Below are 12,549 nucleotides of genomic sequence, written 5' to 3' on the forward strand. Positions count from 1 at the left end.
TACCTATTGAATATACTGTCCTGTAATATCTATTTTTTTATTATTGAAAGGATCTAATATCTGATCTATCAAAATAGCCATTTCACCCCGTAGAATATTTCGATTCATATCTAAATCTTTCAAGCCAAATTCACTCCAGATTTCTTCAATCCTACCCTTCTTCAACTCAATACTTTCTTTTTCAGCAATCCCTTCTATCATCTCTACCGCTTTCTGAATTGATATGGTATTATTACCTTCAAAATTTTGCTTATCAACAAAGGGATACACATCTCTTAGCCCTTCCAACTCATTTGCCAATAACAAAGTATCTGCTCTAAACCACGTTTGATTTGCCCAGTCAACACTTTTACCTATACCTTTTAAAATTCCTGTAGAACCTACACGCTGTAATGATTTAAACATTGGATGATCCATTGCAACATCTAAATAAGGTAATAAATATCCTTTCGCATCCAAAATTACATTTTGCACTTCCCGAACAGACACTTCACTAATATTCTTATTTTCTTTCACTGCAAGAGCTGCCAATGCTCCCGCTGCCTGTCCAATCTGCATTACCATAGGTTGCAAGCGAGTGGTACCATTAATTATATTGGAAACGGATATTGATTTTTCAGCAACAATCAAACCTTCAACATCTTTTGGAATCAGGGTTCCTAAAGGCAATCCATACGAAGGTACCGGATGAAAATAGAGATTAGGCAATTCTTCATATCCATGATAACGGGTATGATGATGATCTACTGGATAATTTCCAACAGCAATGCAAGTGCGATAAAGTGGTTGAGACTGGTTGAACGGCTCACAAACATGATTTAAATTAAAACGAACCAATCCATGGATTCTTCTTGACTCCCTATGATAAGGAATAAATGGCAGTTTGTCGGCCGTAGGATATTCATCATCAGCCAATCCCAATGTATTAAAGCCTAACTCATGTTGCAGGAAATAAACAAAACACATTGTATAATGCTTGGCATATTTCAAAGCTTCTTCACGTTCCTCACGAGTCATCTCAATCAGGTTAACATAATAATCATTGCCTTCTATCGGCCAATTTATCATATACTTATTATTAGGAAGCTTCCCATATGTTATCATCATTTCCTTAGACCATACACGATCCGGTTCTTTAGGTGTGACACAAACAGGACTGGCGCACGCACAAGCAAATTCATCTTTATTGTATCCTTCAGGGCAAGGAATCGTCACATCCTTACCATAATCTTTCAAGGTTGCAACGTATGTAATATCCTGAACTATATTATTTTTCTCTTCCGGGGCAATATCTTCTTTAGTATCATGACGGCTTTCCATGCCGATATCATATTTCACACCGCACATTTTGGCTATATCACCCAATTCCGTACCATCAATCAAAATCTTAGCGCATACTTTTTTAATCGTATTATCCTTCATCTGAATTTGAGCAATCCAAGAATCATCTTTTCTTTCCAATTTTACCAGAGTAGCATTATGCCATACTTTTAAGTTTTTCTCTACGCCAACCATCTCATGGAAAATTTTATTTCCAACTGAAGGTTCAAATAATACTCCACTCACCCAACCGGTTTTTAAAGAATCAAGTCCTCCATAATAATCTGCTAAATGTCCGCGAAACTCACCAAACAAACCAGCCGGCAAATCATAATTTCCATCAACAGCACTTACACCCGCAGAAGTTAACATTCCACCCAACCAGTTTGTCTCTTCCACTATTAATGTCTTAGTTCCCATTCGAGCAGATTGAATACCAGCAGTCACCCCACTAGCACCTCCACCAACAATCAGCACATCAACAGAATCATCCAAATGAGAACACGCCGTGAAGCATAAGGATATTAATAAATATAGAGTTAAAAAATAGTTTCTCATACTAAATTCATTTAAGGATGCAGATTTTTATTAATAATATCACGGCACAAATATAGCTATATTTATTAAATAAACAATAGATAATAAAATATTTTATTAATAAAAACATTATTGATAGCATAATTAATTAATAGAAGGGGTAATTAATTCACCAATCATCATATTCCATTTATTATACCCATAATCGATCACCCTTATATTATCCTGTATATAAACTCATTAGATAACATATATATAGTATAACATCCAAGATATTCTAATTTTCAAGGTTCTAAAACCGTAAATTAATAAAAAAATTAATTATCTTTGTGTGAATTACCAAATAAGCATAGTTATGAACCAACAATTCTTGAAAGAAATAGAAAAGGGCTCTAAAAGCGCTCTCGTCAAAAAGAGAATTATTACACATTATATATATAATGGCAGTTCTACAATTCCCGATCTTTCAAAAGAGCTGGATTTAAGTGTACCAACTGTCACCAAATTTATTGGCGAAATGTGTGATGACGGATATATTAATGATTATGGAAAATTGGAAACTAGCGGCGGACGCCATCCAAACCTTTATGGACTTAATCCCGAATCCGGTTACTTTTTAGGTGTAGACATTAAAAGATTCGCTGTCAATATCGGCCTGATAAATTTTAAAGGCGATATGGTGGAACTGAAAATGAATATACCTTATAAATTTGAGAACTCAATTGAAGGGATGAATGAGTTATGCAAACATATTCTCAATTTTATAAAGAAACTCACTATTAATAAAGAGAAGATCTTAAATATTAATGTAAATGTATCGGGTCGTGTAAATCCTGAATCAGGATATAGCTTCAGCCAGTTTAATTTTGAGGAGAGACCATTAGCAGATGTATTATCCGAAAAATTAGGATATAAAGTGACTGTTGACAATGATACGCGTGCCATGACCTATGGAGAATATATGCAAGGCTGTGTAAAAGGAGAAAAAGATATCATTTTTGTAAATGTAAGCTGGGGAGTAGGGATCGGAATTATTATTGACGGGAAGATCTATACTGGAAAATCCGGTTTCTCCGGTGAGTTTGGACACATGAGCGCTTATGATAATGAAATAATCTGCCATTGCGGCAAAAAAGGATGCCTGGAGACAGAAGCCTCCGGTTCAGCACTGCACCGTATTTTATTGGAACGTATTCAGAACGGGGAAAGCTCCATACTATCGACTCGAGTCGCCACAGAAGAAAATCCGATCACTCTTGATGAGATAATTGCTGCCGTGAATAAAGAAGACTTGCTTTGCATTGAAATCGTAGAAGAAATCGGGCAGAAACTGGGAAAACAGATTGCCGGACTAATCAACATCTTCAACCCGGAACTGGTAATTATAGGGGGAACTTTATCTCTGACCGGCGATTATATCACCCAGCCCATAAAAACAGCCGTACGCAAATACTCACTCAATCTGGTGAATAAGGATTCAGCCATTATAACATCCAAATTGAAAGATAAAGCTGGCATTGTTGGCGCTTGTATGCTAGCACGCAGCAGAATGTTTGAAAGCTGATTATCTTCTACGCTGGGAGAAAAAGTTATCTATAAAGCGAACGATATAGACTACTGCCACTCCGGCAACTACTAAAACAATAATACGACTCAACATAGATTACATTTTTATATTTCACATCTATTACATACACTGAATTTTCCTTTCATAGGAAATTGGATATTTTATAAAAATTAGAACGCTGATTATTAGTTAATAATCAGCGTTCTAATTTGAGAGCCGCTAGCCAGACTTGAACTGGCGACCTACGCGTTACGAATGCGTTGCTCTACCAACTGAGCTATAGCGGCGTTTGTCTCTCGTTTACGGCGTGCAAAATTACAGCTTTATTTGAGAAAACAAAAAGAATCCGATTATTTTTTGAGCTTATTTTTTAAATCAACTTTTGTTGACGTAATCTAAAACTTTTCTTTGCGCTCAAATTTCCCGTCCTCGGTATAATATTTCCATGTACCTTTCGGTTTATTATTTGCATACTTTCCACGAAGTTTCAAGGTACCATCTTCATAATATTCACGGTAACGGCCGTGACGTTTCCCTTCTTTTACTTCCGCTTCACTCTTCAATGCGCCTTCCGGATAGAACTCCCGCAACACATTCCCTTCAAACTTTTCGACATAGAAACGTTTCAGTTCGCTCATCTGCTCTTTCTCGGTTTCAGCATCTTCGTTCATTTCCTTATCATCTTCATCAGTAGCAATAGCAACGGCAACCTCTTCCGGTTGATATGGGCTATAATCCATCACATACTGCAAAGAAGCCGAGTGATCCTCTCCTATAATCTGCATAGTCCAGTAAGGGAATGAATACAAAACGTCTTTGTTTGATTGTATTTCATTCCATGTGGCAGGATTCATCATCGGTTTCAACTGGGAATAAAACTTGCGCACATCTGTATATAAGAAAATAGTAGAACTTGATTTTAAATATGACAGTGCATTTTCAAAACCCGGATTATTTTTCAATAAATTCTTCTGCTCGTAATCTTCTACAAAAGAAAGTAAAGAAGCAGCTTTATTACTAAAAACTACATAATCGTCAACATAAGTATAGTATGGCTTCTCAAATTTATCAAATAGCTTCCCAAAAAACAAGCGGAAAAAGCCTTTCATCTCGATATAATTAATCTCGAAATCCTTATAATTAGCAGTCTTAATCTTAACCGGAGTACGTCGCTTAATCTTCTTTTCAATGAATTCCATGTTCTTACGGGCATCTTTAATACTTTTAGCCCTGATAGCCAGAATCAGTTCGGGATCATGCCCTAACAAACCTGGTTCGGATTGCGTAATAGCAAACTCTCCTGACATCCAACTCAAGAAGTTTTCTTCCAAAGATATACCGAATAACCCTTCTATCTTTTTCCGGGAACTTTGATAAGAATCATACAACTGTTTATTGTGAACCGACAGTGCATTCTCCAATTCCTTTACAAAAGTTACCGGACTATTGAAACCTATATTCGTATAAAGAGCTGTCCGCCCGGACAGAATCTCATGCGCTTTCATTTTATGTTTTCCCGAATTCAACAAAGCAGTGACATAAGGATCGGCAGAATCTTTTTTCAACGTATATCCTTTCACCTCCATCCTTTCCTTATTCGTATTTAAATAAAGTCCCGCAAAATTCATGGAATTGCTAAACAGATCGATATACTCATTTCTTGTACCTAAATAAATAGACATAAATTGAGGTACACGCGCATAATTGATAAAGACCCTGACAAGCCCCTTACCGGAAACCAACTTCTCTGTTTCAATAAAAGACTGATCAAGCCCGATTTTAGGTTTATTACGAGAATCAATAGCCGACTCGACAAGTCCGGATGTATAAGAACCGACCAAATGATTATCGACAAAAGCAATATAGAAAATATCCCTCGTCTCGGGATCGCGCATTTCAAGGATATTAATGCCATTATGCATCCGGTTAGTCACAGTAAAACCACTCATAACCAATACGGTTTCAACCTGGTCTTTCAATAAGTCCATCTTTGATGTCTTCTGCATATCCAGGATAAGTAGAAAATCCCAATTAGTGGGACGAGTCTTATGGAGCGAAATAAGCATATCCCGCTCACCAACAAGCGACAATAATACCTTATTGCTTTTGACAACGGAATCCAGCTTCTCCACACTTTGCGTCACCTCCTCAAAAGATTTCGCTTTCTTCAGGCATTGCCACGTCTCGCTTCCACTAAACTTCTCCCAATCTTCAATCGGAGCCGATGACTGAATAATAAATGCCGCATCTTCCGGAACCAGATAGATCTGCTGAATATTCCGATCAGGCGAGACAAATAAATAAACCACGGAATATACAACATATACCGCCAAAGCCAATGCAGCCACAACTAAAGTTCTCTTCACTATTTTCGAGGTACTTTTTTTCTTCTCCGGGCCTGCATATTGCTCTTCTTGCCCGCAATTTAATTCATCCATTATTGAGTTGTTATAAACTTGAATGGACAAATATACAAAAAAAACTATTCTGAATAAAACATAAACCATTGACTCGTATCGTAAATATGTACTAACTTTACCGCATGAAAAAGAAATTCCAACTCGAAGTTCCGGGAGGAGCCGATAAGGTCTTACTTCATACCTGTTGCGCTCCTTGTTCATCAGCCATTATTGAATGTATGATGCAACATCACATTACCCCTGTTATCTATTATTGCAATCCTAATATCTATCCGCTGGAAGAGTATATGATAAGAAAAGATGAATGTACGCGCTATGCCCAATCATTGGGATTGGAAATAATAGATGCTGATTACGATCATGAAAACTGGCGATGTCATATAGCAGGAATGGAGCAGGAACCCGAAAGAGGAGGACGCTGCCTACGTTGCTTTAAACTACGTTTATTGGAGACCGCCCGTTATGCACACGAACATGGCCTTTTCGTAATAACCACAACGCTTGCTTCCAGTCGTTGGAAAAGTCTGGAGCAGATTAATGAAGCCGGACAATATGCCACTGCTTCATACCCGGATGTCACATACTGGGAGCAGAATTGGCGGAAAGGCGGACTTAGTGAACGACGCATTGCCATCATTAAAGAGTATAACTTCTACAACCAACAATATTGCGGTTGCGAATTCAGCATGAGAAAAGAAGAATAAAACGAACCCGACATCAGCAGCTAACCAATGAATCGAAGTAAAAAAGGTAAAAACAGAAAGCTATTCAAAAAGAAATCACATTCCAATAACAAGTTAGGATGTATCATCGCCATCATTGTGCTCATTCCTATTCTTTTTGGCGTCTATTTGTATTGCCAACAGATTAATATCCAGAAAAATAATGAACTGCAAACCGATGCTTCCCTTCAAATTCCACTTGGCAAAGATCTGGAGACACCCATATCATTAGCTCCCCGGCAAGAACAAATCATCCGGCATAGCGGATATACCGTATCATATAACAAAGATTTAAAGATCCCCAACTGGGTCTCTTACGAATTAACCCGGGAAGAAACCAGAGGAAAAGAAAAAAGAGGCAATCGTTTCATTGCCGATCCATTAGTGACAGGTCCGATTGCCACGAATGCCGACTACACCCGTTCAGGATATGATAAAGGCCACATGGCTCCTGCAGCAGATATGAAATGGAGCCCCGAAGCCATGAAGGAATCATTCTATTTCAGCAATATGTGTCCACAACATCCACAGTTAAACAGAAGAGGGTGGAAAAATCTGGAAGATAAAATCCGGAATTGGGCCATAGCAGATAGTGCCATTATTATTATATGTGGACCTATTATTGAAAAACAGCCTAAAACGATTGGGAAAAATAAAGTCGTAGTACCTCAACAGTTTTTCAAAGTAGTCCTATCCCCTTTTGTCAAACCGATACGGGCCATCGGCTTCTTATTCAACAACGAGCAGGCAGTAGAACCTCTATCTTCATATGTAGTCACAGTGGATAGCATCGAGAGCCTGACTAATATGGATTTCTTTGCCCCCCTGCCCGACGAAATAGAAAACAGGATAGAAGCGGACGCTAATTATTCCTTATGGCCGAACTAACTTGCAAAACTCATTCAGCTGAAACGAATTTATCTCCATACGCCAATAGTATTCTGTTACAACAGTCCTTCACCTTATTATAAAGGGATGCCGTAGCGATTCTAACGGTTTCACACGGTATCATCAAGTAATTCAATTAGTCCCACATATTATGGGAAAGTATTCTTTTATATTGTGGGAAAGTATTCCCACAATATATGGAACTAATGGAGTTACTATACAAAAAAGGAAATACTATAAAGATCCGGATAAATCAAGAAGGGTGAAACGCAAGATGAAGAAACAGCTTCATAAACCGCACCAAAAGAAAACAAACTTTTGATGCGGCCGCCCTGTGATTCATCATGTAAAGAGAACAATCCTATCCAAATTCTTTTTATCTTTGGCGAACTTTTTAAATATACCTCAAAAGATGAAGAGAAAAAAGAGAAACATTCTATTATCCATTCTAATCGGAGCATTCCTCCTTTGTGCAATTGCCGGAGGCACCTTTTATTACTATCTGTTTGCTCCTCAATTTCATCCATCTAAAACTGTATATATTTATGTAGACCGGGATGATACAGCCGATTCTATCTACCATAAAATAAAAGAATTCGGGCACGTCAATAAGTTCGCCGGATTCCGGTGGATGGCAAAATACAAAGATTTCGATCAGAATATCCATACCGGACGTTATGCCATTCGCCCCAATGACAATGTCTATCATGTATATAGCCGCTTTTCCAGAGGTTATCAGGAGGCGGTCAACCTTACTATCGGAAGTGTCCGGACATTAGACCGATTAGCACGAAGCATTGGAAAACAACTCATGATAGACTCTGCCGAAATCGCCAGCCAGTTATTCGACTCTACTTTCCAGGCTCAAATGGGATACACAACCATAACACTCCCCAGCCTTTTCATACCTGAAACCTATCAGGTATATTGGGACATGAGCGTAGACGACTTCTTTAAACGAATGAAGAATGAGCACGAACGCTTCTGGAACAAAGAACGTCTGGCACAAGCCACCGCCATCGGCATGACACCGGAAGAAGTCAGCACTCTTGCTTCCATCGTCGAAGAGGAAACCAACAACAATGAAGAAAAGCCAATGGTAGCCGGATTGTATATCAACCGTTTACATCAAGATATGCCTCTGCAGGCAGATCCTACCATCAAATTTGCACTGCAGGATTTCGGTCTGCGCCGAATCACCAATGAGAATTTGAAAGTCAACTCCCCCTATAACACCTATATAAATACCGGACTGCCTCCAGGCCCCATCCGTATCCCTTCTAAAAAGGGAATAGACAGCGTATTGAACTATACCAAACATAACTATATCTACATGTGTGCCAAAGAGGATTTTTCCGGAACTCACAACTTTGCATCCAATTATGCCGACCACATGGCAAATGCAAGAAAATACTGGAAAGCCCTGAATGAAAGAAAGATTTTCAAGTAAATTTGTAATAAAACGAACGGAAAAGCCTATCTTTGCCCGATAGATTAACAAACTGTGATCAACACTAAATAAAAGAAATATATATGAGCAAGCAACTCTTACTTGGCGATGAAGCCATTGCACAAGCTGCACTGGATGCCGGACTTTCTGGTGTTTATGCCTATCCTGGTACTCCTTCAACTGAAATTACGGAATATATTCAAATGGCCCCAATAACGACCGAACAGAATATACACAGCCGTTGGTGCGCCAATGAAAAAACAGCGATGGAAGCTGCGTTGGGTATGTCATTCGTTGGTAAACGGGCATTAGTTTGTATGAAGCACGTAGGTATGAATGTAGCTGCCGACTGTTTTGTCAACTCTGCCGTCACAGGCGTGAAAGGCGGATTGATGGTGGTAGCAGCAGACGACCCCAGTATGCACTCTTCGCAGAACGAACAAGACAGCCGTTTCTACGGAGATTTCTCACTGATCCCCATGTACGAACCCAGCAATCAGCAGGAAGCGTATGATATGGTATACAGTGGCTTCGAATTCTCTGAAAAATTGGGCGAACCGATCTTGATGCGTATGGTAACCCGCCTTGCACACTCCCGCTCCGGAGTAGAACGCAAAGCACAAAAACCACAGAATGGCATCTCTTTCAGCGAAGATCCCCGTCAGTTCATCTTGTTGCCGGGAAACGCCCGCAAACGCTACAAAGTATTGCTTGCCCGCCAAGACGAATTTATCAAAGCCTCGGAAGAATCACCTTATAATAAATATACAGATGGTCCTAACAAGAAGTTAGGAATTATCGCTTGCGGTATAGGTTACAATTATCTGATGGAAAACTATCCTGAAGGTTGCGAATATCCGGTACTTAAAATCGGCCAGTACCCATTGCCTAAAAAGCAATTACATCAATTGATTGACTCCTGTGACGAAATCCTCGTTCTGGAAGACGGACAACCATTTGTAGAAAAACAATTGAAAGGTTATCTGGGCATCGGCGTTAAAGTAAAAGGACGCTTGGACGGCACTCTGTCACAGGATGGAGAATTGAATCCGGACTCTGTAGCCCGCGCCGTAGGCAAAGAGAATAAATCGGAATTCGGCATTCCTTCTGTCGTAGAAATGCGTCCGCCTGCACTTTGCGAAGGTTGCGGACATCGCGATATGTATATCACATTAACCGAAGTTCTGAAAGAAGAATACCCATCTCATAAAGTATTCAGCGACATCGGCTGTTACACGCTAGGTGCGAATGCTCCTTTCAATGCAATCAACTCATGCGTAGACATGGGCGCCTCCATCACGATGGCAAAAGGTGCGGCTGACGGAGGTCTTTTCCCAGCTGTAGCTGTCATCGGAGACTCCACATTCACCCATTCCGGAATGACCGGACTACTAGATTGTGTGAACGAGAATGCCAGTGTAACCATCGTCATCTCCGACAATGAAACTACCGCCATGACAGGTGGACAGGACTCTGCCGGAACCGGACGTATCGAAGCGATCTGTGCAGGTATCGGAGTAGATCCGGCTCATATCCGCGTCGTTACTCCGCTGAAGAAAAACTATGAGGAGATGAAGCAAATCATTCGCGAAGAGATCGAATATCGTGGTGTATCTGTCATTATTCCACGCAGAGAGTGTATCCAGACATTAGCACGCAAAAAAAGAAGTAAGTAAGCCATGAAGAAAGACATTATATTATCAGGAGTCGGTGGACAGGGAATTCTGTCTATTGCTACAGTGATCGGCAAAGCTGCCTTGAAAGAAGGATTATATATGAAACAAGCAGAAGTGCACGGAATGAGCCAACGCGGAGGAGATGTTCAATCCAACCTCCGTATCAGCGACCAGCCGATTGCTTCAGACTTGATCCCATCAGGTAAATGCGACCTTATTATTTCATTGGAACCCATGGAAGGATTGCGCTACCTCCCCTATCTTAGCCCTAACGGTTGGTTGGTGACTAACGAAACTCCGTTTGTCAATATCCCCAATTATCCGGAAACAGACAAAGTAATGGCAGAAATCAATAAGCTGCCTCACAAAATTGTGTTGAACGTAGACAAAGTAGCCAAAGAAGTAGGCTCCGCCCGTGTTGCCAACATTGTCTTATTGGGAGCAACGATTCCATTCCTCGGCATCAATTACGAGAAAGTGCAAGACAGCATCCGGGAAATCTTCCAGCGCAAGGGAGAAGCAATTGTAGAAATGAATCTTAAAGCATTGGCCGCCGGCAAGGAAATTGCAGAAAAGCTAATGTAATAACAGACATTATCATGAGTACACAATACTGGGAAGAAGAACTAGAAACCATGAGCCGGGAGAAGTTGCAGGAATTACAACTTCGACGGCTCAAGAAAACAATCAATATAGCTGCGAACTCCCCATATTACAAAGAAGTTTTCAGCAAACATGGCATCACAGCAGATAGCATACAATCATTAGACGATATCCGCAAATTGCCCTTTACTACCAAAGCCGATATGCGTGCCCACTATCCTTTCGGGCTGGTAGCAGGTGATATGAGCAATGATGGTGTACGTATTCACTCTTCCAGTGGTACTACCGGAAACCCGACAGTTATTGTTCACTCACAGCACGATCTCGACTCCTGGGCCAACCTGGTAGCCCGTTGCCTATACGCAGTAGGAATACGCAAGACCGACGTCTTCCAAAACAGCTCCGGATACGGTATGTTTACAGGAGGGCTGGGTTTCCAATACGGTGCAGAACGCCTGGGCTGCCTGACAGTTCCCGCTGCAGCAGGAAACAGTAAACGACAGATTAAATTCATCAACGACTTTAAGACTACCGCTTTACATGCTATTCCCAGCTATGCCATCCGCCTTGCCGAAGTCTTTCAGGAAGAAGGACTTGATCCCAAAGGAACCACACTGAAAACGCTGGTTATCGGTGCCGAACCTCACACCGACGAACAACGCCGGAAAATAGAAAAGATGCTGGGCGTAAAAGCATACAACAGCTTCGGTATGACAGAAATGAACGGCCCCGGCGTTGCTTTCGAATGTCAGGAACAAAACGGAATGCACTTCTGGGAAGACTGTTATCTGGTAGAAATTATCGATCCGGAAACAGGAGAACCCGTTCAGGAAGGAGAAATCGGAGAATTAGTGCTTACAACTCTCGACCGTGAGATGATGCCGTTAATCCGCTATCGCACCCGCGACTTAACCCGTATTCTTCCGGGGAAATGCCCCTGCGGCCGCACGCATATCCGTATCGACCGTATCAAGGGACGCAGTGATGATATGTTCATTATCAAGGGAGTAAATATCTTCCCGATGCAGGTAGAAAAGATACTCGTACAATTCCCCGAATTAGGCAGCAATTACCTGATTACACTGGAAACGGTCAACAACCAAGACGAGATGATCGTCGAAGTAGAATTAAGCGACCTTTCCACTGACAATTATATTGAACTGGAGAAGATCCGCAAGGATATAACCCGCCAATTAAAGGATGAAATATTGGTGACTCCCAAAGTTAAACTGGTAAAAAAAGGCTCTCTCCCACAAAGCGAAGGAAAAGCCGTCCGAGTGAAAGACTTAAGAGACAACAAATAACGATTCAAAATTCCATGTGCTAATATACCAACCGCTGTTCACCATGCGGAATGGAATATTAG

At 40.6% G+C, this 12,549-nt stretch carries 9 protein-coding genes and 1 tRNA gene; 7 read left to right on the forward strand and 3 right to left on the reverse strand.

Annotated features, from left to right (window positions below; translation table 11 throughout):
- Nucleotides 1-3 precede the first annotated feature (3 nt).
- Complete coding sequence (locus AAHJ11_RS02025) at nt 4-1,878, reverse strand: FAD-dependent oxidoreductase (protein ID WP_320974642.1); 1,875 nt, start codon at nt 1,876-1,878, stop codon at nt 4-6.
- Between the two features lie 334 nt (nt 1,879-2,212).
- On the opposite strand from AAHJ11_RS02025, the gene AAHJ11_RS02030 reads away from it, so the two are divergent.
- Entirely contained in the window at nt 2,213-3,421 is a 1,209-nt protein-coding gene (locus AAHJ11_RS02030; protein ID WP_074559553.1) for an ROK family transcriptional regulator, read from the forward strand.
- A gap of 217 nt (nt 3,422-3,638) precedes the next feature.
- On the opposite strand, the gene AAHJ11_RS02035 is transcribed toward AAHJ11_RS02030, so the two are convergent.
- Together AAHJ11_RS02035 and AAHJ11_RS02040 are read right to left on the reverse strand one after the other, a co-directional pair.
- Nucleotides 3,639-3,711 (reverse strand) — tRNA-Thr (locus tag AAHJ11_RS02035).
- Between the two features lie 108 nt (nt 3,712-3,819).
- Nucleotides 3,820-5,862: a toxin-antitoxin system YwqK family antitoxin gene (locus AAHJ11_RS02040; protein ID WP_320979855.1), complete on the reverse strand. Its 2,043-nt coding sequence runs from the start codon at nt 5,860-5,862 to the stop codon at nt 3,820-3,822.
- Nucleotides 5,863-5,966: 104 nt separating this feature from the next.
- Between AAHJ11_RS02040 and AAHJ11_RS02045 the strand changes: the two genes are divergently transcribed.
- The 6 genes from AAHJ11_RS02045 to AAHJ11_RS02070 all read left to right on the forward strand — a co-directional run bounded on the left by AAHJ11_RS02045 (nt 5,967) and on the right by AAHJ11_RS02070 (nt 12,487).
- Nucleotides 5,967-6,548: an epoxyqueuosine reductase QueH gene (locus AAHJ11_RS02045; protein WP_217722778.1), complete on the forward strand. Its 582-nt coding sequence runs from the start codon at nt 5,967-5,969 to the stop codon at nt 6,546-6,548.
- Between the two features lie 27 nt (nt 6,549-6,575).
- Nucleotides 6,576-7,454: a DNA/RNA non-specific endonuclease gene (locus tag AAHJ11_RS02050; RefSeq protein WP_217722780.1), complete on the forward strand. Its 879-nt coding sequence runs from the start codon at nt 6,576-6,578 to the stop codon at nt 7,452-7,454.
- 412 nt (nt 7,455-7,866) lie between these two features.
- The gene (mltG, locus tag AAHJ11_RS02055; protein WP_074637065.1) at nt 7,867-8,904 is read left to right on the forward strand and encodes an endolytic transglycosylase MltG; all 1,038 of its coding nucleotides are present in this window, start codon (nt 7,867-7,869) and stop codon (nt 8,902-8,904) included.
- An 83-nt stretch (nt 8,905-8,987) separates the two neighbouring features.
- Nucleotides 8,988-10,580, forward strand: coding sequence for a thiamine pyrophosphate-dependent enzyme (locus tag AAHJ11_RS02060; RefSeq protein WP_148366353.1), 1,593 nt, complete (start codon nt 8,988-8,990; stop codon nt 10,578-10,580).
- A gap of 3 nt (nt 10,581-10,583) precedes the next feature.
- Nucleotides 10,584-11,165, forward strand: coding sequence for an indolepyruvate oxidoreductase subunit beta (locus AAHJ11_RS02065; protein ID WP_148366351.1), 582 nt, complete (start codon nt 10,584-10,586; stop codon nt 11,163-11,165).
- A 14-nt stretch (nt 11,166-11,179) separates the two neighbouring features.
- Nucleotides 11,180-12,487, forward strand: coding sequence for a phenylacetate--CoA ligase (locus AAHJ11_RS02070; RefSeq protein WP_148366349.1), 1,308 nt, complete (start codon nt 11,180-11,182; stop codon nt 12,485-12,487).
- The last annotated feature ends 62 nt before the right edge of the window (nt 12,488-12,549 follow it).

Source organism: Bacteroides sp. 90-K9/2, assembly GCF_047310725.1.
In the GTDB taxonomy this organism is placed as follows: domain Bacteria; phylum Bacteroidota; class Bacteroidia; order Bacteroidales; family Bacteroidaceae; genus Bacteroides; species Bacteroides vicugnae.